This is a genomic window from Mesorhizobium sp. WSM4830 (assembly GCF_055811495.1).
This window is the reverse complement of the sequence record NZ_JBVVQI010000003.1, coordinates 25,970-49,870: the sequence shown is the minus strand read 5'-3', so window position 1 is coordinate 49,870 and position 23,901 is coordinate 25,970. Positions and strand designations below refer to the sequence as shown.

Here is a 23,901-nt window from a genome sequence, read left to right as displayed (position 1 = left end):
TCCTCAGGCGGCATTCGCCGCTTGCGCGCGGGGGATGCGCTTGTAGACCTCCAGCGCATTCAACCCCATGATCTTGCTCTTCCAGGCAGGAGGGATTTGCAGCGTGTTGGCATCGTCGTAATCCCAATGCGGATAGTCAGAGGCAAACATCAGCGTATTTTCGCCGTCCATCGCCTCGAGAGTGGACCAGAGATGCTGGATATTTGCGGGCTGCTCCAGCGGCTGCGTGGAAAAGCGGATGTTGCGCCGGCAGTATTCCGACGGCAGCATCTTCAGCCATGGCGTCTCTTTGCGTAGGGCTTTGTAATCGGCGTCAAGGCGCCACAGTACCGACGGCACCCAGGCGACGCCGCACTCGATGACGACGAAGTAGAGGTCCGGCCATTTTTCGAAGACGCCATGCGCAATCATGCTTGCGACATGCGAAATCGCCGACATGTGCAGGATGGCATGGGTCTCCCAGAAGAATGTCGTCGGGGCCGGAGCAATCGCGGTCGAATTCACGCCGCCATGGCCGCCCAGATGAATGGCAAAGGGTAGCCCCACCTCGGCGCAAGCCTCATAGATCGGATGGTAAAGCGGATCGCCATAGGGCTTGACGGAGCCTTGCGAGGCAAGAACCTGAACCATGCGGGGATGACTGCCCAGGCGACGTATCTCGGCGGCCGCGAGCTTCGGATCCTGTGGCGCGATGATGATCGAGCCCATGAAGCGATCGTCCTTCGGAAGCCACTGGTCGATCTGGTAGTCATTGTAGGCGCTGACTAGGGCGCTGGCATAATAGGGATTAGCGAGGGTGGAAGCCTCGATCGGCTCGTCGCCGGTCAGGATCGCCACATCGACCTTGTACTTGTCGAGGTGCTTCTCCTTCATGATGAGATAGTTGTCGGCTTCTGTTTTCGGACGGACGTCCTTGCGGGAGAAGTCCTGCGGATGAAACCAGGGACGATGGCCATGCGGGAAGGCGCCAACGGGACCTGTCTTCTCGCCTTCGACGAACATGTCCTTCCATAGGCCGGAAAGGTAAGGCTCCAATACGGTCGCGCTTGACCAGTAATTGTGACAATCGCAGTCGACTATGAACACGTTGATCAGCTCCGTAGCTTCAGCCTGGTCGATCTGCCGGCCGATTTCACCGCGTGCAGCTTCCGCCTTGAGTATTGTTTGATCAAGCTTATGATCCTGCGCAATATGATCGACTTTTTCGATCGGGGTGTCCCGTGCAGCTAGATCACATCGAAACCTTTCTCGACATCATCGAGTCGCGAAACTTCAATCGCACGGCCGATCGGTTGGGATTGACCCAGTCGACGATCAGCACCCGCATCAAGAATCTGGAGAGTGCGATCGGGTCGGAGCTCTTTCAGCGCGGGCGTGCCGGTGCTGAGCCGACAGCCGCAGGGCGGCGGTTCGAAGCCTACGCCAGATCCCTGCTGTCGACGTGGTCGCAAGCTCGCCACGACGTGCGAGCGTTCAATCGTTTCGAGGGCACGTTGCGCATCGCCGCACAAGTGGGCATGACTCGTTCGGTCCTGCCGGGATGGGTCGAGACACTGTGCCAGGCGCTTCCCAAATCCTCGATCCATGTCGAGTCGGATTATTCGAACCAGATGGTCAGCGATCTAAGCATGGGAAATCTGGATATCGCCGTGCTTTATGCGCCTCGTTACCTGCCTGAGATCGCCTACGAACATCTGATGGTCGAGGAATATGTGATGGTTTCGACGGCTGCCAGAACGCTGTCCGACGTCGACCCTGAAACCTACATTCGTCCGGGCTACACCGCCGTGCTCGAAAAGACGCACGCAGAGCTGCTGGCCCAGTTGGCGATCTGCCGGCTTTCAACGGGATCGGAAACTCTGGCAGAGATCATGCTGCGGCGAACGGGCGGCACCTGCTACATGCGCAGCGACGATGCGCGCAGGTTCACTGCCGAGCTCCCATCGTTCCTCGTCGAGGGAGCGCCGACGCTGCACCAGCCAGTCCACACCGCGATACTTGCTCGCCGCAAACACGAACCCATTATTCGCAAAGGCATCCGAGCTCTCCAGGTCGCCGTAATGTCACTGGAAGTTTAATCGAAATTGCCGATCATAAAGGTAGGATTGCGCGGCTGTTCAGCGCGTTTTTAAGTGACATCTTGGCTCGACTTCAAACCCGAGTTGAATGATGAACGCACACGCGGCCTTAGGAACCCTCGGCTTCGCCTCAACAAGGCTTCACCGGCAGTGGGCACAGACCACCCCGCAACTTGTGCTCTGCCGGCGCGTGATCGACGAAACGCACGATGTGAAAACATTCGTTCTCACAGCCGCTTCAGATCGGATGTTCTGCTTCAGCGCTGGCCAATATGTTGTGGTGCACCTGAGCATCGAGGGGGCCGCGGTGACGCGCTCCTACTCTGTTTCGTCACCACCGACGCGGCCGCTCGACCTGCAGATCACCGTGAAACGGACGCCGGGCGGGCTCGTTTCGAATTGGCTCCATGACAATTTGAAGCCGGGTGATGGGATCGAGATCGAAGGGCCGCTCGGCTCGTTCAATCTCGACGATCTGCCGCACGGAAAGTCCCTTTTCCTTTCGGGTGGCAGCGGGATAACTCCCGTCATGTCGATGCTGCGCGCATTTACCGACCGCGCAGCCGACCAGGATATCCGCTTCATTCACAGTGCGAGAACGCCGGACGACATAATCTTTCGGCTCGAACTGGACGCACTTGCCGCTCGCTTTCCCAATGTTCAAGTGACTTGCATTTGCAGTCAGAAAGACCAGGTATGGACAGGTCCAACCGGGCGAATTAACAGTGAGATGCTCCTGACCTTGGTTCCCGATCTCCACAGCCGCACGGTTTTTGCCTGTGGGCCGGAATCCTACATGAAGGCAGCGCGCGGCTGCCTCGGCGCGATCGGCCTCGCCCCTTCGCAGTATCATGAGGAGAGCTTCGGAGGCGGCAACGTTTCGCCCTCGGTATCGGATTCAAAGGTTTCGTCTTCGGTCCGCTTCGCCCGCTCAGGCACTATGCATCACTGCGCGACCGGAGAGACCCTGCTGGAAGCTGCGCGCCAATGTGGCGTTTACGTCCCCACCGCTTGCCAGCAAGGAATTTGCGGGACGTGCCGGATCGCCAAGCTGTCCGGCGAAGTTGTCATGGATGACTTGGGTGGGCTGACATCGGAAGACAAATCGGCAGGCTACGTCCTGGCGTGCTGCAGCCGCCCCCAAGGCGACGTTTTTCTTGATCTCTGATTGTCACATACCGCACCGCGGGACGAAATCGGATCAGCCTTGCGTTGCACAACCAAGCCGTACTACTGCGTCGCAAAGTGTTTGGCGTTTCGGAGCCTGTTAGCCGGCCTTACCCGGAGACTTGACCGCCCCTGAACACTCTAGGTTAACGGCAGTTTACCTCATTCGAACAGACGAGGACAGTGGGCCAACCCGCCTTTCGGTTTCCGTGGCTTGGACGGACCCCGTCTTGCGTGGCTGGCGTCCATAACCGAACTCGCTGTTTTTGAAATTTCCAGTAAAGAACTGGCCGAGGCCATCCTGTCGGAAGGCCAAATCGGGACGAAGATCGCCTGCTCCCTGGCGCGCCTGAACGCCATCCTTGCCGAACATCTCATAAATACGGGCGGCGGAACGCGATGAGGCGCACCGCCCATTCCCTGCTCGAGTTGGAGGAGAGGCTCTCCATGGTTGGGCTGTCGGCCCGTGGAAGATATGCGTGTCTCCTTGCCCAGCATGAACTAGCCGACATCCTCGGAATGACCGCGGTTCACGTCAACCGAACGTTAAGGGAGCTCCGTAAGGCCGATCTCGTCTCTTTCAAGTCAGGCCATCCGATCTCGTCTCTTTCAAGTCAGGCCATGTAGAAGTGATCAACCGGAAGAAGCTGGTCGAAATGGTGGCCGGATTCGATGGCGAGTATCTCAGGTAGTGTGTGTTTCGGCGTGCAAAATATTGGACACCGATCAGCGGTCAAAGGTCGGCGCCGATTGACAGGCTTAACTGCCCAGCCCATATCCGCGAAAGACTGCGAAAGACTTTGGGAAGGGTGAACACCGCCGGTGTCTACGACTGCGACAGCTTGCCCTGGGTCGCCTGGCAAAAAAGTGCGACCTGAAGCCGGCAGGGTATAGACGGTATATTACTCGACCCTAATTAAACGCCATGTTCCGGTTGCTGCTTAGCTTCGTCTCGTTGTTATTTTCCACCACGCTTCTTTGTGCGCAAGAGTGGCAGCCCTTCGGCATCAAGCAGTTTGGCTTTGTATTCGATGTGCCCCCTGGCTTTGTTCTAACTCAGCGTTCCGATCAGGGGGCAGCTTTTCAGGGCAAAGACGAGGCCTTTCTTGCTGTTTGGGGGGCAAGGCTCGGAAAGGCCAGTTTCCGCGCCGAGATAGAGCATCGAATTGTCGAGGACGAACAGGCGGGCTGGAAAGTGACCTATCGGCGCGTTAAGCCGACGTGGGCCAGTTATTCCGGCCTCAGGGACGGGGAAATCCGCTATGTACGCGTCATTGCGATCTGCAATGACCGTGCGGCGCTCTTTACAATGAACTACAGCAGATCCGAAAAAATCGCGTACGATCCCGTCGTGATGCGAATGGTGCGATCCCTAAGGGCGGAAGGCTGCTAAAGCCAGATCAAGCTGCAGAAACATGGCATCTGCAGGGTGAAAGCGAGAGAGGGCCCCGAACCCGACCAACTGGCTCTCGCCCTGGAAGGCCTCGACGGCGATGTTGCCCGCGGCGGGAGACGCGAGCCGGCGTCGAGAGGTCGCCGTCCGAGCGCCTACAAGGCCGGTCTCCATGCTGCTCTCGATTGGCTCCCAGTCTCTGGGGGATTAGCTGTCGTGGCCTACTTCACAGTCGTTGCCGATAATTAGAAGCCGTGTAGCAAGGTACTTGCGTTCGTGGGATCGCGTGTAATCATCCCTCATGACCATGGATGAGGCAGAACAGGCCGTTCGCTATTTCTGTACGAAATGGGCCGAGCTGCGCGGACTTCCTCATGCGCCTGAGAATCCAAATTTTTCCGACGTCTTTTCGTGGCTTGAGCAGAAGTCTCCTGGTCACCTGAAATTCCGGAATAGCACTCCAGTGCGCGATGACGTGGAACGATGGTTTGTCGATGAATTCAAGCAGCGCTGGCGCAATTAATTTAGCGGTCTTCCTCACGGCGAAATAGCCGCCTCGAACGCTTGGATTTTTAGATGCAATTCCTTCGGAGCTTGAGAATCTCCAGCCTAACCGGCCCGCGGCTCCAGCCTTCTCGCGCAAGCATAACGACATGTAGGCGCGACCGCGGAGTGCATCTTTAATCGATTGACTCGCGTGATGCACCGGCAGTTAATTGCCCGGTTGGTCCTGACCAAAGAGGGGCAGTAAATTGGGAGCAAACGATGAAGGTGCAGAAGGAAGACTATCGAACGAATAGGGCCGACTATGCCATTGCTGCGATGCATAGCCGAGCTACCGCTGAAGGCGATCGCGACGATATGCTGGCAAGAAAAAAGTCTCTGTGGGTAAAAGATCGGCCATCTGCGAAAAAATTGACTGCAAACCCGTCGGAAAGCTCGCCAGAACCGAAGGCCAAACCGCGCAGTTAGCGGCAGCACCCGTTCTTGGTGACCCATCGGTACGCTCCTTGCAGCGGCGAAGTTTGGCGCGCGATGCTCTGCCGTTCAAGGAAACGGCTTGAACGCTGCCGCGCGAGATTCCAATTGGGCCGCACCTAAATTCCAGATGTCCCGATGCAGGCCCACGTCCCGTCGTCGCCTTTTTTCCAGACGACGATGTACTTGCGCGCCATAGTGGAGAGGGCGCCGCCTTTGCTCGGCACGGAGCGAAATGCGCCAACTTCGTAGGCGAGATTCCCGCTCCCTTCTGGCGGTCGCCCTACTGGAACCCCGAACTTTTGCGAATTGTTGGCGGATCCGACAGGAATCTGAGGCATAGCTAAGATTGCCTTAGCTCGTGCTCGAGCATGTTCCCGTCTTCGATCATCTGCGGGGTCATCCCAACATCTTTTATGGCATGGGCTTCAACGGAACCGGCATTGCACAGACGCGATCGGCGGCCGCGTCGCCGCCTCCTGGCCAGTCTGGTGCTCGAGCGCAAGGATCGGTGGAGCGCCAGCGGTCTCGTCGGGATCGGCCGGCGGCTGGCATTGCCTCCAGAGCCGTTCCGCTATCTCGGCGCCAGACTTGTGCGCGGCGCTATCCGGCCCAAGAATGACATCGAGATCCGCAACGGGAACCCGGATGTTCTCACCCGTTCTCTTGCGCAGCTCACGCCGGGGCATCGTAAGCAGTAGTAGTCGTGGCCAGCAGTCCGCCTGGGCTGTCATTCAGCCGAGCCGATCCGCACCGGCCGGTGCTACTATAGGTACGCGAAGGCGACAAGACAGTACAATCTCCCTGCATGGCATCGACCCCGGCGTAGAGGCGCTGCAATTCAGCTCCAGCCGGACCGTCGCGGCCGAAGATCAGACGGCCTGGCGGTTGCGATGGACCGCAATTGAGTTACGCTCCACCAACCGGGCCGCCAGCACACGGTGCTCGAAAGGCAACGTGCCCTCCCCTAGCCTTCTCAAGAGAAGCTCCGCCGCCGCCGCTCCGATCAAATGCGCCGGCTGTGCGATGGCTGTGATACCCTGGGCCACGAATTGCATCCAGTCGAGATCGTCGAAGCAAAGCAGCGAAAGGTCTCCTGGGATCGCAAGCTTCAGTGCCGATGTCGCCTCCAGAACGCCTGTCGACATCACGCCATCGGCGGTAAACAGGGCGGACGGCGCATTGCGCATTGTCAGCAGATCGAGTGCCTCCTTGCGGGCCGCCTCGCTGGAATAGATCGCCACGCGGCGGATCAACTGCGGATCCGGCGTAATGCCCGCGGCGCGATGGGCTTCGAGGTAACCTAATAGCCTTTGCCAGCTTGGATGATGATAGCGAATATCAGCGCTGGAGAGATCGGCGTTTGCCACAAACGAGCCAACATCATCCCGTTGGCCCGGCCCGAGCTCCGCCAGAATTCCAATGCGGCTGTGTCCGGCGCCGATCATCGCCGCGATGCTGCTACGCGTTACGGAAACATTGTCGACCACGACTGAATCGGTTTCCAGGCCCGCAACCATGCGGTCGAACTGCACGACGGGACAGCGGGCTGCGACTGCCTCACGAAGATGATCCGCTTCGTCCCCGAAAGTCGATGAGACAATCAAACCGTCGACCTGCTTTTCCAGCAGCAGCTGCACCGCCTCTCGCTCGAGTTCGGCATTTTCGTCACTATTCGTAACGATAACCCCGAAGCCGCCACGGCGCGCCATATCCCCTATTCCGCGCAGCACGCTCGCGTAGAACGGGCTTTCGATGTCGCCAACCACAACTCCGATAGTCTGCGTCTTACCGGTGATCAGACCTTTGGCCAGGCGATTGGGGCGATAGCCCAGCTCAGCTGCAGCGGCACGCACCTTCTCCTGGACCTCGGGGCTGCTGTAGCCATAGTCACCAAGTACACGCCCCGCCGTGGCGGAACTCACCCCGGCGCGGCGAGCGACCTCTATGATGGTTGCGTTTTTCGACAATCTTTCAGTCACTCGGCAAACTCCGCCGCCAAGGCGCGCGTTGTGACGGCGACCTAGCGGCAGTTAAGCCCGCCCCGCAAGGCCGAACACTGCAACCCCCGCGGTTGCGCACACCATTGCAATCACAGTACCTCTGACAGAAAGCGCCGAAGACGTGGACTCTGCGGATTGTCGAAAAGGTCCTCAGGCCGTCCTGCCTCGATGATCCGCCCCTCGTCCATGAACACGACCTGGTTCGCGACTTTGCGGGCAAAGTTCATCTCGTGTGTGACGACCACCATCGTCATCCCGCCGCGACCGAGATCGGCCATCAAATTGAGGACACCCTTGACCAATTCAGGATCGAGCGCGCTGGTGACTTCGTCGAACAGCATGATTTCGGGCTCGAGGGCGAGCGCACGCGCGATGGCCACCCGCTGCTGTTGCCCGCCCGAGAGATTGGCTGGCCGGTGATCCTTGCGCTCCAGCAGTCCGACTTCATGCAGCCTCGCCAAGGCCGCGCCCTCAGCCTCCTCGCGCGACATGCGTTTCACCTTGCGCAGAGCCAGGGTGATGTTGGCGAGCGCGCTGCGGTCGGGGAACAGATTGAACTGCTGGAAAACCATGCCGACGCGCCGCCGGAGTTGGTCAGGGGTGTGTTTGTAGATGCTTTCGCCGTCGAGCAGAATGTCACCGGCTCGACACTCTACGAGGCGATTGAGGCAACGCAGCAAGGTCGACTTGCCCGAGCCGGACGGACCGATGAGGCAGGTGACCGTCCCGGGCTGCACCTTCAGACTGACGTCATGAAGCACCTGGACGACGCCGTAAGCCATGTCGATATTCTTCACCTCGATGCCGCCGCCCTTGAAGCGTGTGGGCGCTGCTGCAGGCAACGTCGCTGCGCCCGGCACGATCGCTTCGGCAAGCTCGGCGACTTCCTTGAGGCCGCTGTGCACGGCGGTGATACGTTTGCCGACGCGCATGCGCGTGTCGATATAGTTGACGAGGTGGGTTAGCGGGACCGTGATCACGAGATAGAACACGCCGGCCAGCAACAGCGGTGACAGATTGCCGGTCAGCACGGCCTGGTCCTGGCCGACGCGGAACAGTTCGCGTTCGGAAGCGAGCAGGCCAAGGAAATAGACCAGGCTGGAGTCTTTGACGTTGCCGATGAACTGGTTGACCAGTGCAGGCAGGACGCGGCGGATGCCTTGCGGAATCACCACCAGGCGCATGCCTTGGCCATACGTCATACCAAGAGTGCGGGTCGCGTCGATCTGACCACGCTCGACGCTTTGAATGCCGGCGCGGAAAATCTCCCCGATATAGGCGCCCGCAATCAGGCTGAGTGCCAGAATGCCCAGCGGATAAGGCGATGGACCGAACAGCTCTCGGCCCAACCGCGCGAAGCCCTGGCCAATGATCAGAATCGTGACAATGGCCGGGAGCCCGCGAAAGATATCGGTATAGACCCGCGCAAGGATTTTCAGCGGCTGGTTCTCGGAAATCCCCATCACGGCGAGTACGATACCGATCAGCGTCCCGAAAAACGTCGAGGCAAGGGCCAGGATCAGGGTGTTCTTGAGGCCGACCATCACCATGTTCGGCAGAACTTCTGCCATCGCCTGGAAATCAAGAAAGCTGCGGGCGAAGTTGTCGAACCAGCTCATATCAAGTCCATCTATAACTCGGCCGGGCACCGTTGCTCACGGGCCCGGCCGGAAACGATAACGAATACGCGCGAATTTACTTCTTTGGCAGATATTGATCCGGCATCGGGGTACCCGGGAACCATTTCTCGTGAAGCCGTTTCCAGGTGCCATCGTCCATGGCCTCGCGCAGGGCCTTGTTGAGCGCTTCTCGGAAAGCGTCGTTGCCTTTTTTGACCACGAACCCGGCAGGCGCGTCGAAGGACGGCACATTCATTGTTATCTTAAGGTTCTTGTAGCGCTCCACATACTGCTTGGCCGACTCATAGTCGGTGAAATGGCCATCGATCGTCCCGTTGTTCAGCGCCGCCACCGCAGTGTTGTTGTCGGGGAATTTGACGATGTCGCCCTTCAGGTTCTTCTCGGCATAGATTTCCTGGAGCGTTCCCTGGATCACGCCGATGCGCTTTCCGGCGGTGCTCTCATTGCTCGTCAGAGCCGGATCAGCCGAAATGATCGACAGGTAGCCGGCGAGATAGCCGTCGCCAAAATCGACGGTCTTCTTGCGCTCCGCGGTCGTGCCAATAGCGGCGACAGCGACGTCGAAGCGGCCGTTGGCGACAGACGGCAGCAGCGCCGAGAATTCCTGGCCGGTGAAAACGACCTGCTCCTCCTTGAACCCGAGCCGGCGCGCCACGTCGCGGAAGAGTTCAGCGTCGAAGCCGGTGAAGTTGCCGTTGGCGTCGGTGAAGACATAGGGTTTCGCATCGCCCATGGTTCCGACGCTGATCACCGTCGGGTCGATGAGGTTGTAGGGGTTGTTGGCCGCTTTTGCCTGCGTTGGTGCGGCCAGCGTGCCAAGTCCTGTCACCAGCGCGATCGTCAGCGCCAGACCGGATTTCACCAGTTGGCGCCTGTTCGAAATCGTTTGCATGTCTTCTCCTCTTACGATTGGCCGAAGTCGGCCTGCGGTCCCACTCGACGTCTCATCCGTCAAACGCTCTGGGCGGCGCTGCGTGGATGAATGAGAACGTTATCACTTTCCCTAGCATTGTCTATTTCTCGCGTCAATTGTTCCGTGGAATTACGCAGCTAGATGGCTTTCCCGCCTCGAACGTGCCCCGCTCCGCGGAGGATCTCTGGCGTCATTGTCCCTATGTCGATCGCTGTCGCGTGGCCAATCGCCCCGTAGTACTGGCACGTAGCGGCTGCTGCCTCCGCCGCACGATCGAGAGTGGCTTCAGGCGCCTCTTCCCTGAGCAAGCCGACTAACGTTCTGGCGATGAAGGTGTCGCCCGCGCCCAGCGTGTCGACGGTTTCGACCAGTCGCGCCGGGGTGCTGTAGGAGGTCGAGTCTCGGTAGAGTGCGGCGCCAGCTCGACCGCGAGTCACCAGGACCCACTTTGAACCATATGCAAGCAGTTCGGCTGCGATTGCAGTCAATTCCTTGTCGTCGAGGCCGTCACCCGAAACGGAAGCCAGATAGCAATAAGGCCCGATCTCGCGTCGATGTTCCCGTTCGCGCCGCGTGGAAAAATCGTAAGACAACAGTGACTTACCCGACACCGCGGCAACCCACGGGTCTAACCCGCTGGACTGGCCGATGTGGACGGCCTGAAAGCCTGAGAGAAAATCCAGATCTTCTTGCGTCGGCGTGAACATCGACACCCCGAGATCGAAATCCAGGAAAATCCGATCGGCGTTGCGGTGACCTATGAGGCAGTAAGCGGTCGCCCCCTCGAGGCGTCGCAATCGGGTGACGTCCACGCGCTCGGACTTGAGTACGGCGTCGATCAAGTCCCCGGCCCGGTCTTTGCCGATTGATCCAACATAGGCAGATTGCCCGCCGAAGCGGCTCACATACACCGATAGATTGAGGCAATTTCCGCCAGGATACATCTCGCCGCGAGCGAGATAGCAATCGACCACGTTGTCGCCCATCGCGGCAATCTTGACCATCGCAGGACTTTCAGTTTAAAGGACGTGAGAACGTTCGCACAATGACCTGCCATTTGTCAATTGTGCGCCGGCCCAAGCTCTGTCACCGAGAAGAGAACCTCATGATTTTCGCCCTCCCCGCCGACGTTGAACGAGCCCTGGCCGCTATGGCGGGGAAGCACTTTGCGCATCTATTCCTCGTGGCGTGCGGCGGCTCGCTCTCGATCATGATGGCAGGCAAATACTTCATCGATCGTCGCAGCGGCACATTCGCCTGCGACATCTACAACGCGGATGAGTTCGTATGCCGAGATCCGCGACGGTTGGGACCTGACACACTCGTTGTTCTTTGCTCGCAGACCGGAACCACCAAGGAGACCGTCCGAGCGGCCAATCACGCAAGAATTCGAGGCGCAACGACAATCGGCATGACACTTGACCAGGTATCGCCCCTCGCGCGCGCCGTCGACCACCCTGTGGCGTACCAGGCCTCCTACACGACGGGCGAACCGATTGATGCAGCCCGCAGCAATTACGGCGTGCTCTACATATTGCTCGCCGGCTTGATCGATGCTCGGGAAAATGCCGGGCTAACCGCCGATCTGCTGAGGAGTCTGAGTCATCTTCAGCCGGCGATCGAACGTGCGCACCGCACCTATGCCGACCGGTTTAAGACCTTCGTACCCCGTTTCGCGCCGTGCAATACGATCTACACACTGGCCAGCGGTGCAAGCTATGGCGCGGCCTATTCGTACGCCATCTGCGTATTGATGGAGATGCAGTGGTACGACTCGCAAGCCATACACGCTAACGAGTTTTTCCACGGTCCTTTTGAGGTGGTGGATCGGGACGCTTGCTTCGTGGTCTTGCTGGGTTTGGACGAAACGCGGAGCCTTTCCGAACGCGCCCGCGATTTCCTTTTCAAGTACGGCAGCCGGGAAAACATCCTGGTGCTCGATGGAACGGAACTCGACCTCAGCGGTATGTCCGAACACATCAAACCTTATCTCGTGCCCGTGGTCTTCTTCGACACTCTATGGCGTTTTGCCTACGAGCTGGCCGGTCTGCGCGGCCGGCCAATGCTTGAGGGCCGGCGCTACATGAAGAAGCTCACGGATTACTAGTTCCGCAGCACTCTGCAGCCATCCAACAACCCCCAGCCCGTCTTCTGCGAAGAAGGATTTTTCCATGATTGCATCCCCAAAGCCGCGCCATGTCGTTGTTATCGGCGCGGGCATCTTCGGCATCTCTTCCGCGCTGCACCTCGCTCGTCTTGGCTTTGATGTAACGGTTGTCAACGACGGCGCACCGGCCAACGGTGCATCCGGCCGTTCACTTTCCTGGCTGAACTCAGCGCGACGTGCGGACACTGCTTACCACCGCTTGAGGCTTGCAGGCATCGACCGTTATCGGACCCTGGCCGCCACAAGGCCGGAAACGGCGTCGTGGCTTCGCTTTGACGGCGGCCTCACCTGGGATGCGGATGATGAGGCGAACCAGATCGCGTCCATCTGCCAGCTGGAGCAGGATATTGGTTATGACGCGCTTCTGCTCGGCCCTGCCGAAGTCGGCGCAGTAACGCCCGGTGTCAACGCCAGCGCAATCACCCGGCAGGGCGCCATCTTCAATCCTGGTGAAGGATGGGTTGACCTGCCCTCTTTGATCAGTCTGCTGCTCAATGAGTTCCGCTCCTGCAGCGGCAAGCTTGTTCAGGACGCTGGACGCGTGCGGATAGATGCCACAGGTGGTCGTGCGCGTGGCGTCGTCACTGCCGACGGTGTGCCATTAAAGGCGGATGCAGTGCTTCTTTGCGCTGGGCCAGCGACGCCTGTCATGCTTGCGGAGGTCGGAGTACATATCCCCGACGCTACACCAATTTCACTTCTCTTGAGGACCAAGCCGATCAAGACCGAGCTCCGTGCCGTGCTGAATACGCCGCGCGTGGCGGTGCGCCCGACGCCAGATGGCGCGCTTGTTTTGGATTCGGCGTGGTCGGAGGAAGAAGTCGTGGTCAACTCTGACGGAACCTACGCCGTGCACGAGAAGACCGTCAAAGGACTGCTCGACGAGGCTAGTGCAGTGCTCGAGGGTCATCCGCGGCTCCAGCTCGCTGCCTATGCAGTTGGCCCGAAGCCCATCCCCGGCGACGGCGAGCCTGTGCTTGGCACCGTCGAGACCGTCGCCGGGCTTCACGTCGCCTTCAGCCATAGCGGCGCCACGCTTGGATTGATCGGCGGCGAATTGCTCGCCAGAGAAATCGCCTCAGGCAATCCGCATCCCATGCTTGCAACGTTCCGCCCCAATCGTTTCAGCTGAAAGGGCAATTGGGGCAAGGTCGAACCGTCCTGATGGGCCGCGGGCCTGGGGAATCTTTCCCTTACCGAGAGAGGGGTGACAGGATCGCGTGATCAGGTCGTCGTCTTATGGCAACAGAGACGGCGAGGAGTGTCGGCGCTGCGCGTCCAAGCGCGAACGCCCAAGGGAGAAGATGAGTGCGCTGACCGCGACAAGTTGCGCAAGCTTCCGTCAGCAAAATCGGACACTGCGCACGATCGGACGCCCGTTCCTCCAGAACGATTTCGCCTTATCGAGAGACGGCCCGCCTTGCGGCGTGCGAGGGGTCGGCAGTGACTTGACCAACCGTCAGGATTGCGCCCATTGTCTCGTACAAGAGCGCTTGTGGGTAATCCACACTCAGCTCAGCGGCAAGAACACGGCTCGCCACGTTGGCCTCGACGCGTGCAAGGACAGGGAATGACCATCAAGGTGAAAGTTGGCGAGGCCAAGACGCATCTCTCGGAACTGCTTTCAAGGGTCGAAGCCGGCGAGGAGGTGATTATTTCGCGCGGCAACTATCCCATCGCCAAACTGTCGCGGATTCAACGGCGCAACGATGTCGAGGCCGTGATCGAAGAGATCGGCGCTGCCCGGGCCCGCGCCAAGCCCGTGACGCACGACGAAATTCGGGCCTGGCGCGATGAAGGGCGCCGCGCTTGATGGCGATCATCGTCTGATGCTTTTCGTTGTCGACCTTTCCATGGCGGCTGCCTCCTCACGAAGACAGCGAGGCGGCGGCGCCCTGATGCGACAATTGCCGGGAACAAGGGCGCCTGTCCCTCCCCTATTCTGGCACGAGGCGCGTAACGTCGTACTGATGGCCGAGCGCCGTGGCCGCATCGCGGCGGGCGAAGCTGCCACCGCCATAGCACGGCTGCGCCGATTGCCGCTGGAGGACGCGGGCGGCGGGTCGGACGGCGCGGTGCTGACGCTAGGGCGTCGCACGGGCTCAGCGCCTATGACGCCGGCCTAACTTGCCCTGGCAATCGAAACCGAGTTGCCGCTGGCCACCCTCGATCGCAAGCTCGCACTTGCCGCGCGCGGCCAGGGGGTTCGAATTCTCGGGCCGCGCGCGAATGGAAACTGACCTCTTCGCTCGACCACCTGCCTATGTCGTTCGACGTGCCGAAGCGTTCGACCCTCTCTCCGAGCTGCCCTTGGACCGCCGCGATTTTCTTGCCGAAAAAACCCGAGAAGATCGAAGGTAGAACGCACCGAAGAGCCTCTACCTTGTGGGAATCAGATGCAGTGCAGACTTCCCGCCCTTCACGGCCGCCGCCGACAGCTTGCGGTCAAAGCTTGCAAGTGGGCCGCCGCGCGCCTTGGCGAGCGCGAGAAGATACGTTTCCGTGACCTGTGCCGAGGTCAGGATTCTCGCTGGATCGATGTCGCCAGAGCCAACCAGGCTCACATCGTCGGGCCAGAAGCTGTGCCCGTGCAGGGTCCGCAACTTCGCAATGATTTGCGCAACGATGGCGGGCGAGCCGGGAGAATTGGGATATCTTTGGTTGCTGACGATGCGCAGGACGCCGTTTTCGGTGATGGGACATGTAGCCCATGCGGAGTTACCGGTCTCTTCGAACCAGCCATGCGCGTCGTCATGGGCGACGTGGCCAGGATCGATCCGCGCGACCAGCACGTTGACGTCGAGCAGGAACGTCACGGCAGTTCGTCTCGCAGGGCGTTGACCGTCTCAAGCGTGACAGGAGGTGCATCGGGCCGAGGCGACAGAAGAGGAATCCCGTTGCGCTCGCCGCCGGCTTGAGGCCGTCGCAGCGAGCGCCGGGCGAGATCGGTGATGACCTCGCCGAGGCTGCGATCCTGCTGCCGGGCGATGGCCTTGGCCGCGACCAGGACATCGTCATCGATCGCCAGTGTGGTTCTCATGTTGCCCTTCTTGGTGCGCATCAAACATCACGCATCAGATAGAATAGCGAGGTCGGATACTCAAGCGGTGCGAATACCCGGCGGACTTTGCGTGGAGCACGTTTGCGCCGGAAGGATCGTCGCTCCACGGCTTCACCCTTTGTATGCTACGAGAACTGCGCCCGCTGTAATCAGTGAAACGCCAAGCCAGTTCGGCAGGGGCAATTGTTCTCTGAGGAAAACCACGCCGAATACCGTGTCAAGCGCGACGCTTAGCCTTGCGTCACCGAGCAACTCCCCCTCCTACAATGCAGCACCAGGGCTGCGATGACATGTCTTGATAGTGTTGCCGAAGTCAGCCAGACCCCGCGACGTCGATAACGGCCTTGATCAGACCGGACTTCTGCTGCGCCCAGATTGCGATGTCGCGTGGGCTGTCGCGCAGGGTGGTGCGGTGGGTGACGAGCTGGTCGATTGGTATTTTTCCAGCGCGGATCGAGGTAATGACGTGCTGGAAATCGCTACGCGTCGCGTTGCGACTGCCGATCAGCATCATTTCCCGTTTGTGGAACTCTGGATCTGAGAAAGTTATGTCGTCCGGCACGACGCTGACCATCACCATGACGCCGCCATGGGCAACATAGGCAAAGGCAGACTGCATCGAACGGCTGTTCCCCGTGGCGTCGAAGACGACGTCGAAAGCTGCTCCCGCAGTTCGCTCCGCTATCGTTTCGGCGATCGATCCCTTCGATCCGTCGATCACCAGGAAACCCAGTTGCCTCGCGGCAAAGGTCAGCCGCTCGCTATCGATGTCCATGACGGTCACGTTCTGTTGCGCGATGCGCGCAAAAAGCGCGGTGCCGAGGCCGATCGGCCCGGCGCCGATAACCAAGGTGCGAATGCCCGGCCCCGCCATGGATCTGCGGACAGCGTGGGCACCGATGGCCAGAAACTCGACCGTGGCAGCCTCGACCGGTGACAGGCCGGCCGCTGGTATCAAGTTCCGCGCCGGCACGAGAATCTGCTCACTCATGGCACCGTCACGGTGCACGCCAAGCACCTCAATCGACATGCAGCAGTTGGGCTTGCTCTGGCGGCAGGCGGCACAATGTCCGCAGGCAAGATAGGGATTGACGAGGATTTGCTCTCCAACCCACAGGTCCACGGGCGCGTCGATTGCCGCGATTGTTCCCGAAACCTCATGGCCCATGACGCGCGGATAGGCGAGATAAGGATGCCTGCCCTCGAAGATGTGGTAGTCGGTTCCGCATATCCCGACAAAGGCGACATTGACCAGTGCCCAGCCTTCGGGCGGAGCGCCTGGTGCCTGCTGCTCCTCAAACACCAGTCTGCCGGGCTCGGCGCATCGCACGACTTTGATGGTGGGGTCCATGACTGTAATTTACCCCTTGCTAAGCTGGAGTCCGGCAACAGGAAGTGGTCCGGCGGGTGCAATCCGTCGGACCGCTGGTGGATCACTCGAAGTCCTTGACGTTCTGCAGCGTCACCAGTCCGGCGCCGGTATCCACATTAGCCTCGACGGGTTCCCCACGGATGGCCTTGACGACAGTGTCGATGCCAAGCTCGCCCATTTTTGCGGGAAATTGAGCTACGCTGGCGTCCTCCGCCCCCGACTTGATCGCTTCGATCTCACCGCAGCAGGCGTCAAAGCCGACCACTATGAGGTTGTCGTTGGCAATGCCTGCATTGCTGATCGACTTGACAGCTCCAGGGATCGGCGGTCCGCAGGCCGCGTAGATTGCCTTGAGATCAGGATTGGCGGTCAGGATGTCTTCGGTCACTGACGTGCCAAGTTCCAGCGTGCAGTTGGTTGCACCTTTGCCGACGACCTCGACCTTGACGTCACCCAGTCCCTCCATCATGCCCGTGACCCGGTCATCCAGAGCCGGCACCCCGGGAACGCCTTGCAGAATACCGATCTTGTCACCGCTCTTGAGCACCGTCTTCAGGTATTCTCCGGCGATCCTGCCGCCATTGAGATTGTTGGTCGATACCAATGCCGTCTGGCCTTTCCAGTTGGGGATGCTGTTGTCGACGAGAACCACTTTGATGCCGGCGGCCACCGCCTTGTCGAGCGCCGGCGCGACCGTCGGGTCGACCGGAGTGATTGCAAGCCCTTTGACGCCTTGCGTGATCATAGATTCGATCAGAGCGATCTGGCCTTCAATGTCGGTAGCCGCCTGGCCTTGGCCTGTGACCAGTTCGATCTCCGGATGAGCGGCCGCGTATTTCTTGGCGGCGTCCTCCATGGTCGAGTAGAACGGCACCGGGAATTTCGTAATCAGGCCGACCTTGATCTTGTCTGCGGCCGAAGCCGGCACGGAAAACGCAACGGCGATCGCCAGCCCTGCGAACAGTTTTCGGTTCATTGGCATTGTATTCCTCCCTTGGATTGAGACGCCTCCCGGCGGGAGACGCTTCAGGCATTTGCGGACCGGAAAGGTCCCCAAATTTCGAACGGGTCAGGCTCCAACGATCATGGAAACCAGTTCCTGTTTGTTGCCCTTGGTCGGCACCAGTTCGCCGACCCTGCGGCCCTGGCGAAGCACCACCGCGCGATCGGCGAGCTCGACGACGTGTTCCATGTTGTGAGTGATCAGGATGACGGCATTGCCCTGGTCGCGGAGCGCAGCGACCAGATTGAGCACCTGGCGTGATTCACGCAGGCCGAGGGCGGCGGTCGGCTCATCCAGAATGACAACCTTGCGGGCGAACACGGTCGAGCGGGCTACGGCTATCGCTTGCCTTTGGCCGCCAGACATCATGGCGACGACGGCATCCAGCCGCGGCAACGTAACCTTCAGGTTTGCCAACAAATCGCGCGTCTCGGCGTCCATCCGGCGCTGCTGCAGAAATCGCAGGCCGCGCGGAAGCCATTGCGGGCCAGCCAGCTCGCGACCGGCAAAGAAGTTCTGTCCCGGCGTCAGATTGTCGAACAGCGCCAGATCCTGATAGACGGTCTCGATGCCGGCGAAGCGCGCATCCGCAGGGGAGCGTATCTGCGTTGGCGCACCGTCCAAAAGGATCGCGCCGGCATCGAGTTGGTGCACCCCGCTGATGCATTTGGTCAGCGTCGATTTACCCGCGCCATTGTCGCCGAGGAGGCCGACGATCTCGCCTCGCCGCACCTCGATGCTGACATCGTCCAGCGCAAGAACCGAACCGAAACGCTTGGTAGCACCGCGTACCGCCAGCACGGGATTGTCCGTGCTGACCGCATGATCGGCGTTGGCCGCAACGGCGCTCATGACTGTCTTCCGGCTTGCAGGACACGCACACGCCCTTCGAGGTAATTGCGCAGCACGTCGGACTCGACCGCTATGACGATAACCACGCCGATGACGATGAGCTGGAAAAAGACGTTGACGTTGAGCAGGTTGAGCGCGTTGCGGATAACGCCGATCATGATGGCGCCGATCAAGGCATGGCCGAGGTGGCCGCGACCGCCAAGAAAACTGGCGCCGCCAATGATCACCGCCGCGATCGTATCCAGTTCCAGCAGATTGCCGAACAGCGGCGAACCGGCGTCGGTGCGGCCGGCAAGGATGACAGAACCGATGCCGGCGCACAGCCCTGAGATGACATAGACGGAAACCAGGACCCAGGACACGGGAATACCCATGCGCAATGCAGCGTCGGGCCGGCCGCCAACGGCATAAATCCAGCGCCCCCAGACCATGGTTTTAGCCATGACGAAAAGAACCGCGGCAACGCCGGCAACGACGAACACCGATCCAGGCAGACCCCAGACGGCGTCGCGGCCAAGCGCATCGATCGAATCCGGCATGCCAGGAATGGCGCGCCCGTCGGCCAGTTGCAGCGCCAGCCCTTTGGCGATGCTCAACGTCGCCAGCGTGATGATGAAAGGATGCGGCAGCCGGCCGAAGACGTAGAAGAGTCCATTGATGGCGCCGACCGCGGCACCGCAGCCAACCATCACGGCGATCACGACGATGGCGGGGGCGCCGGCATGAAAGCTCAGCGCGCCGACGACGGAAGCCAGTGCAAGGTTCGAGCCGACGGAGAGATCGATGCCGCGCGTCAGGATGACCAGATGCTGGCCCATCGCGACAACCGAGATGACGCCCGTCTGGGCGAGGATGTTGCTGAGATTGCGTCCCGTCAGGAAATAGGGTGACAGAAAGCTGAGGACGGCGATCAGCAGCACCAGGATGACCACCGGACCAGCGCTCAGCAGCATCAGGCCAAGCGCAAGGCCGGGGACGGCTTCTGACTTCCTGGATGCTGGCAACGCGGCCTCGCCGACAGTCGTGCCGGTGTTTCCCGTTTCAGGCAAATTCCCCTCCCCGCCGCGGCTCGCGCGAGCCGCGTCGTCAAAAACTCAATTCGTGTTCAGGCCCTCTTCTTATCGATAAAAAACAATCAGCCAGGTCGGGTCAAGTTGTTTTTTATGGATAAAGTCCATGCTAAAAAGGACAAGGTATTGTTCCAGGGAAAATCCGATGAGAACCGACACCGTCTACAAGAAGGCCTTCAATCGAGCTGCAAATATGCTGCGCGACGGGCAACTGGCCGGTGAACTTCCTTCCGAAAATGAGCTTAGACGACGAATGTGCGTCAGCCGCACAACCGTCAGAAAGGTTTTGCGGGAACTGGTTCACCGCGAACTTGTCACCGAGCGTAACGGCCTCAGGTCGACGGGCCGCCCGGTCAGCGACAACGACTACTATCCGGACGCCGAAACCACGCCTCGCGCCAAGCATGTCGAGCAACAGTTCATGGAGTGGATGCTGCGGGGTGACACCAGGCCTGGAACCAGCATCAATGAGCTCGAGCTTGCGCGTCAATTCGGCGTTGCGACCAATGGAATTCGCGAATTCCTGATCCGCTTCAGCCGGTTCGGACTGATCGAGAAAAGGCCGAATACAGGCTGGCTTTTCAAGGGCTTTACCGAAGACTTTGCACTTGAGCTCTTCGAGATCCGGGTGATGTTCGAATTGCGTTCGGCACAGCTGTTTTCACTGCAGCCGGACAGTTCTCCGCTATGGTCGAAACTCGCCGCGCTCAGGATGGCGCATGCCGACCTGCTGGAGCGAATTGAAGGCCGTTTTCACGACTTCTCCGGCCTGGACAACCAGTTTCACCGGCTCATAAACGAGGCGTCACCGAACCGCTTCATCAATGGTTTCTACGACATCATCACGTTCATTTTTCACTACCATTATCAGTGGAACAAGCAGGACGAAAAGCAGCGCAACCTTGCCGCAATCCACGAACACATTGCCTATATCGATGCGCTTGAGAGCCGCAACTCCACTCGGATTGAGGTGGCCTGCCGGGCGCATCTGGCCTCAGCGAGGGAAACACTGATGCGTTCGCTTACGGGGTTTGATGAAACGAGCATCAATGCATAACGAAAGACCTCTGTCCCTGGGAGGCAAACTCAGCGTGATGCAGGCGTTTTATGATCCGGGCCGAACTGGCGGTGACAAGTTCCCCTTCCAGAAGGGAGCCGACGCACCCCTTTGAGATGCGTCGGAAGAAGGTCTAAGCGTGGCGGATTTCCGTTCCCAACACCTTCAGGCATTCGCGGATGAACGCTGCAAGCGCCGTCCAGCCTTTTGCCGAAACCATCGTCCCATCCACATATGCCTCCGTTGGAGACAGGTCGATATAGGTTCCGCCCGCAAGCGTCACCTCCGGCTCGCACGCCGCCAGCGCGCCGACCTTCTTGCCACGCACGACGCCGTCTACCGCAATCAGGATCTGCACGCCGTGGCAGATCGTGAAAATCGGCTTCTTGGTTTCGTGGAAGTGGCGCACCATCGCCTGCACGCGCTTGTCGGTGCGGATGTATTCGGGCCCGCGACCGCCAGCGCAGTAAACAGCGTGGTATTGCTCCAGTTGCTTCTCAGCGTCGGAAAAGGTCTTGTTGATCAGCGCATAGTGGCCGAGCTTTTCGGTGTAGGTCTGATCGCCCTCGAAATCGTGCAGCGATGTTTTGATCAGGTCTCCGGCGCTTTTGTCTGGGCACACGACATGAACAGTGTGGCCCACCGCTTCCATCGCCTGCTGGTAGACGAAGATTTCATATTCCTCGGTGAATTCACCGGTCAGCATCAGGATCTTTTTGCCTGGCATGGTACTCCCTTTCCTGTGACAACGGCCGGGCGAGACCTGTACTCGCCCGGGAGGTTTGAGTTTCTAGAAGGGTGAATCGGGGAAGTAGTATTCGTTGGCACTGGCCTGCGTAATGACCGTCAACGGCGGATACGGGGACATCGGGACAGTCTCAGTCGAACGCCAACAACAAACGGTCGCGGGAATGCTCGATATGGCGACGCATGGCCTGCTCGGCAGCGGCAGGATCGGCCGCTGCGAGCGCGGCCAGAATGGCCTCATGCTCGTCAAGCGCCTCCTCGGTGACGCGCGAATGGAACATCAGTCGAAATATGTGGAAGTGGGTATGCTGGTGCGCCAGTGTCTCGCGCACGAGTTCGTTGTTGGCGAATTCCATGACCTTGTCATGGAAAATGGCATCCTGGCGGGCGAAGTTGGAATACCGCAGGCGCTCGTCCTTGCCCTCACGGCGCGCCATGACGCCGGCCGATTTCTGAAGCTGTGCGAGCTTTACATCGTCCATGAGCACCGCTGCCTTGGCAGCACCGTGAGGCTCGAGCAGCAGGCGAAGTTCGTAGAGTTCGTCGAACCGTCGTTTCGTAATCTGCGGCGCAGCGCGGTAACCGATCAAATGCGTCTTCAGCACCAGGCCTTCGCCTTCGAGCCGGCCGAGCGCCTCGCGGATCGGCGTGTGGGATACGTTGAATTCCTTGACCAGGCTGTCGACCGTAATGCGCGAGCCCGGCGCAATCTTCAGCGACATGAGTTGCGCGAAAATCGCTTCGTAGACGTCCTCAACCAGGCTGCTGGAGCGCTGGATACGCCCGCCGGCGAGGTTCGCTTCGTCTTGACTGGTTAAGTTCATGGCCTGCATGTTTTGCCTCTTGACACATTGAGTTGCTAACACGATGCTCCATCCAATGCAATCCTATATCCTATACGATTTTATAGAGGATATAAATTGAGGCTGTTTCGAGACAAAGTAATGGCACTTGCAGTGGCCCTGCTGGAACAGCGTGCCGCCCTGGCAGCCCGTGCTTCCTCACCCGCTGAACGGACCGCCAGCGTTGCGGGCGATGGTTGGGCGCGTCGATATGCAACCGCGCTACAAGACGGGTTTTACATCGAACCCAGCCTTTGGGCCGACTTGAACGCCATCTCGCATTCCAATCCAGATATCATCACAGGATGCAGGTCATGAGCCTTTTCGCTGCCCTAAGGCTGCCGCGCGAAATCCTCTTCGGGAAGGGCCAACGCCACGTAGTTCCGGTTGTCGCGGCCAAACTCGGACGTCGCGCACTCGTCTGCACCGATGAACGTTTTGCCGCAACGGGCCCGTTCGGAGAGATCGTCGCGGCGCTGCGAGCCGCCTCGATAGACGTACTGGTGCATGACCGTGTGCTACCCGACGTCCCCCGGGATACCGTTGCCGTCTGCGTCGAGGAAGCGCGGAAGTTCGCGCCCGACATGGTGATCGGCATTGGCGGCGGCAGTTGTCTCGACATGGCCAAATGCGCCGCGTTGCTCTTCAGTCACGGCGGTCAGCTCCAGGATTACTACGGCGAGTTCAAGGTGCCCGGCCCGACGCTGCCATTGATCGCGGTGCCGACAACCGCCGGCACCGGCTCTGAAGTCACCCCGGTTGCCGTGGTCTCCGATCCGGATCGCACGCTGAAAGTCGGCATCTCCAGCCCTTATCTGATCGCGGCCGCGGCTGTCTGCGATCCTGAACTGACGATGACATGCCCGCCGGGATTGACGGCGATCGCAGGCGCCGATGCGCTGACGCATGCAATCGAGGCCTTCACCGCCGTCAGGCGCGGGACCGATCCCGGCCTTCCGCAACAACATGTCTTTATCGGCAAAACCGCCTTGACCGATCATTTTGCCCTGCTGGCGATCAAGCTGCTTGGCCGAAGCCTTGAAACGGCATACCGCCGGCCCTCCGACGAGGACGCCCGGGCCGATGTCATGATGGGTGCACTTGCCGCCGGCTGCGCGTTCGGAACGGCCGGCACGGCGGCAGCGCACGCCGTGCAATACCCGGTTGGCGCGATAACCCACACCCCTCACGGACTGGGTGTCGCCACCATGCTGCCATACGTCATGAAGTACAACAGAACAGCCGCAGCAACCGAGATGGCCGAGATCGCCAACGCGCTCTCCCTCGATCGAAAAGGCCTGACGCCCGAAGAGTTGGCCGACGCGAGCATTGGCGAGGTCAGTCGGCTGTTTGGGGCAATCGGGATCACTCCCTCGTTGGCCGAGCTGGGGCTGCCTGCCGACAAGCTCGATTGGACGGCGGAACAAGCGATCGGTATCGAGCGCCTCATCAAGAACAATCCGCGGCCATTCGATTTGAGGTCCATGCGAAGCCTGGTCCAGGCCGCCTTTGATGGCGACCTCGCCAGCTGCGTCATGTAAACAATCGGGAATATCGA

The 23,901-nt window shown here is 59.9% G+C and carries 27 protein-coding genes and 1 pseudogene; 14 read left to right on the top strand and 14 right to left on the bottom strand.

Going from position 1 to position 23,901, the window contains the following annotated elements; genetic code table 11:
* Positions 1-3: 3 nt before the first annotated feature.
* Positions 4-1,086 carry an amidohydrolase family protein gene (locus AC0L2Y_RS05095; RefSeq protein WP_473554300.1) on the bottom strand — a complete coding sequence of 361 codons (1,083 nt, stop codon included), beginning with the start codon at positions 1,084-1,086 and terminating at the stop codon, positions 4-6.
* Between the two features lie 74 nt (positions 1,087-1,160).
* On the opposite strand from AC0L2Y_RS05095, the gene AC0L2Y_RS05090 reads away from it, so the two are divergent.
* From AC0L2Y_RS05090 to AC0L2Y_RS05055, 8 genes are all read left to right on the top strand, one after another.
* On the top strand, positions 1,161-2,078 hold the full coding sequence (locus AC0L2Y_RS05090; protein WP_473554298.1) for a LysR family transcriptional regulator: 918 nt from the start codon (positions 1,161-1,163) through the stop codon (positions 2,076-2,078).
* Positions 2,079-2,169: 91 nt separating this feature from the next.
* Complete coding sequence (locus AC0L2Y_RS05085) at positions 2,170-3,246, top strand: FAD-binding oxidoreductase (protein WP_473554295.1); 1,077 nt, start codon at positions 2,170-2,172, stop codon at positions 3,244-3,246.
* Between the two features lie 213 nt (positions 3,247-3,459).
* Positions 3,460-3,648, top strand: coding sequence for a hypothetical protein (locus tag AC0L2Y_RS05080; RefSeq protein ID WP_473554294.1), 189 nt, complete (start codon positions 3,460-3,462; stop codon positions 3,646-3,648).
* Complete coding sequence (locus AC0L2Y_RS05075; protein WP_473554292.1) at positions 3,645-3,872, top strand: helix-turn-helix domain-containing protein; 228 nt, start codon at positions 3,645-3,647, stop codon at positions 3,870-3,872. Before AC0L2Y_RS05080 ends, AC0L2Y_RS05075 begins: the two co-directional genes overlap by 4 nt.
* Before the next feature lie 298 nt (positions 3,873-4,170).
* Positions 4,171-4,638: a hypothetical protein gene (locus AC0L2Y_RS05070; RefSeq protein WP_473554289.1), complete on the top strand. Its 468-nt coding sequence runs from the start codon at positions 4,171-4,173 to the stop codon at positions 4,636-4,638.
* A gap of 301 nt (positions 4,639-4,939) precedes the next feature.
* On the top strand, positions 4,940-5,161 hold the full coding sequence (locus AC0L2Y_RS05065) for a hypothetical protein (protein ID WP_473554287.1): 222 nt from the start codon (positions 4,940-4,942) through the stop codon (positions 5,159-5,161).
* Between the two features lie 242 nt (positions 5,162-5,403).
* Positions 5,404-5,610 carry a hypothetical protein gene (locus tag AC0L2Y_RS05060; RefSeq protein ID WP_473554285.1) on the top strand — a complete coding sequence of 69 codons (207 nt, stop codon included), beginning with the start codon at positions 5,404-5,406 and terminating at the stop codon, positions 5,608-5,610.
* 449 nt (positions 5,611-6,059) lie between these two features.
* Entirely contained in the window at positions 6,060-6,317 is a 258-nt protein-coding gene (locus tag AC0L2Y_RS05055) for a hypothetical protein (RefSeq protein ID WP_473554282.1), read from the top strand.
* Positions 6,318-6,488: 171 nt separating this feature from the next.
* On the opposite strand, the gene AC0L2Y_RS05050 is transcribed toward AC0L2Y_RS05055, so the two are convergent.
* The 4 genes from AC0L2Y_RS05050 to AC0L2Y_RS05035 all read right to left on the bottom strand — a co-directional run bounded on the left by AC0L2Y_RS05050 (position 6,489) and on the right by AC0L2Y_RS05035 (position 11,176).
* Positions 6,489-7,598: a LacI family DNA-binding transcriptional regulator gene (locus AC0L2Y_RS05050; protein WP_473554280.1), complete on the bottom strand. Its 1,110-nt coding sequence runs from the start codon at positions 7,596-7,598 to the stop codon at positions 6,489-6,491.
* A 110-nt stretch (positions 7,599-7,708) separates the two neighbouring features.
* Positions 7,709-9,238, bottom strand: coding sequence for an amino acid ABC transporter permease/ATP-binding protein (locus AC0L2Y_RS05045; RefSeq protein WP_473554277.1), 1,530 nt, complete (start codon positions 9,236-9,238; stop codon positions 7,709-7,711).
* Between the two features lie 76 nt (positions 9,239-9,314).
* The gene (locus tag AC0L2Y_RS05040) at positions 9,315-10,151 is read right to left on the bottom strand and encodes an ABC transporter substrate-binding protein (protein WP_473554275.1); all 837 of its coding nucleotides are present in this window, start codon (positions 10,149-10,151) and stop codon (positions 9,315-9,317) included.
* Positions 10,152-10,309: 158 nt separating this feature from the next.
* Positions 10,310-11,176, bottom strand: a complete 867-nt coding sequence (locus AC0L2Y_RS05035) for a PfkB family carbohydrate kinase (protein ID WP_473554274.1) — start codon at positions 11,174-11,176, stop codon at positions 10,310-10,312.
* Between the two features lie 101 nt (positions 11,177-11,277).
* Here AC0L2Y_RS05035 and AC0L2Y_RS05030 point away from each other — a divergent pair, with 101 nt between their 5' ends.
* The 4 genes from AC0L2Y_RS05030 to AC0L2Y_RS05015 all read left to right on the top strand — a co-directional run bounded on the left by AC0L2Y_RS05030 (position 11,278) and on the right by AC0L2Y_RS05015 (position 14,465).
* Positions 11,278-12,279, top strand: a complete 1,002-nt coding sequence (locus AC0L2Y_RS05030) for an SIS domain-containing protein (RefSeq protein ID WP_473554271.1) — start codon at positions 11,278-11,280, stop codon at positions 12,277-12,279.
* 64 nt (positions 12,280-12,343) lie between these two features.
* On the top strand, positions 12,344-13,471 hold the full coding sequence (locus AC0L2Y_RS05025; protein WP_473554269.1) for an NAD(P)/FAD-dependent oxidoreductase: 1,128 nt from the start codon (positions 12,344-12,346) through the stop codon (positions 13,469-13,471).
* Positions 13,472-13,909: 438 nt separating this feature from the next.
* On the top strand, positions 13,910-14,152 hold the full coding sequence (locus AC0L2Y_RS05020) for a type II toxin-antitoxin system Phd/YefM family antitoxin (RefSeq protein WP_473554266.1): 243 nt from the start codon (positions 13,910-13,912) through the stop codon (positions 14,150-14,152).
* Between the two features lie 16 nt (positions 14,153-14,168).
* Positions 14,169-14,465, top strand: coding sequence for a PIN domain-containing protein (locus AC0L2Y_RS05015; RefSeq protein WP_473554265.1), 297 nt, complete (start codon positions 14,169-14,171; stop codon positions 14,463-14,465).
* Positions 14,466-14,717: 252 nt separating this feature from the next.
* Here AC0L2Y_RS05015 and AC0L2Y_RS05010 read toward each other — a convergent pair whose 3' ends face one another.
* The 7 genes and pseudogenes from AC0L2Y_RS05010 to AC0L2Y_RS04980 all read right to left on the bottom strand — a co-directional run bounded on the left by AC0L2Y_RS05010 (position 14,718) and on the right by AC0L2Y_RS04980 (position 19,676).
* A complete protein-coding gene (locus AC0L2Y_RS05010; RefSeq protein ID WP_473554263.1) occupies positions 14,718-15,155 on the bottom strand; it encodes a TA system VapC family ribonuclease toxin in 438 nt (145 codons plus the stop codon).
* Positions 15,152-15,379, bottom strand: coding sequence for a hypothetical protein (locus AC0L2Y_RS05005; protein ID WP_023679266.1), 228 nt, complete (start codon positions 15,377-15,379; stop codon positions 15,152-15,154). Before AC0L2Y_RS05005 ends, AC0L2Y_RS05010 begins: the two co-directional genes overlap by 4 nt.
* A gap of 132 nt (positions 15,380-15,511) precedes the next feature.
* Positions 15,512-15,637: pseudogene (locus tag AC0L2Y_RS05000) on the bottom strand (EamA family transporter); the annotation flags it as partial.
* A 76-nt stretch (positions 15,638-15,713) separates the two neighbouring features.
* Positions 15,714-16,739 carry a zinc-binding alcohol dehydrogenase family protein gene (locus tag AC0L2Y_RS04995; protein ID WP_473554802.1) on the bottom strand — a complete coding sequence of 342 codons (1,026 nt, stop codon included), beginning with the start codon at positions 16,737-16,739 and terminating at the stop codon, positions 15,714-15,716.
* Positions 16,740-16,833: 94 nt separating this feature from the next.
* The gene (locus AC0L2Y_RS04990; RefSeq protein WP_473554261.1) at positions 16,834-17,748 is read right to left on the bottom strand and encodes a sugar ABC transporter substrate-binding protein; all 915 of its coding nucleotides are present in this window, start codon (positions 17,746-17,748) and stop codon (positions 16,834-16,836) included.
* 93 nt (positions 17,749-17,841) lie between these two features.
* A complete protein-coding gene (locus tag AC0L2Y_RS04985; protein WP_473554259.1) occupies positions 17,842-18,627 on the bottom strand; it encodes an ATP-binding cassette domain-containing protein in 786 nt (261 codons plus the stop codon).
* Positions 18,624-19,676: an ABC transporter permease gene (locus tag AC0L2Y_RS04980; RefSeq protein WP_473554256.1), complete on the bottom strand. Its 1,053-nt coding sequence runs from the start codon at positions 19,674-19,676 to the stop codon at positions 18,624-18,626. The genes AC0L2Y_RS04985 and AC0L2Y_RS04980 overlap by 4 nt, the downstream gene beginning before the upstream one ends.
* Before the next feature lie 166 nt (positions 19,677-19,842).
* On the opposite strand from AC0L2Y_RS04980, the gene AC0L2Y_RS04975 reads away from it, so the two are divergent.
* Positions 19,843-20,754: a GntR family transcriptional regulator gene (locus AC0L2Y_RS04975; protein WP_473554255.1), complete on the top strand. Its 912-nt coding sequence runs from the start codon at positions 19,843-19,845 to the stop codon at positions 20,752-20,754.
* Between the two features lie 133 nt (positions 20,755-20,887).
* On the opposite strand, the gene AC0L2Y_RS04970 is transcribed toward AC0L2Y_RS04975, so the two are convergent.
* Together AC0L2Y_RS04970 and AC0L2Y_RS04965 are read right to left on the bottom strand one after the other, a co-directional pair.
* Entirely contained in the window at positions 20,888-21,481 is a 594-nt protein-coding gene (locus AC0L2Y_RS04970; protein WP_352493019.1) for a DJ-1/PfpI family protein, read from the bottom strand.
* 151 nt (positions 21,482-21,632) lie between these two features.
* A complete protein-coding gene (locus AC0L2Y_RS04965; protein WP_473554254.1) occupies positions 21,633-22,334 on the bottom strand; it encodes a GntR family transcriptional regulator in 702 nt (233 codons plus the stop codon).
* 323 nt (positions 22,335-22,657) lie between these two features.
* On the opposite strand from AC0L2Y_RS04965, the gene AC0L2Y_RS04960 reads away from it, so the two are divergent.
* Complete coding sequence (locus tag AC0L2Y_RS04960; RefSeq protein ID WP_473554252.1) at positions 22,658-23,884, top strand: iron-containing alcohol dehydrogenase; 1,227 nt, start codon at positions 22,658-22,660, stop codon at positions 23,882-23,884.
* The last annotated feature ends 17 nt before the right edge of the window (positions 23,885-23,901 follow it).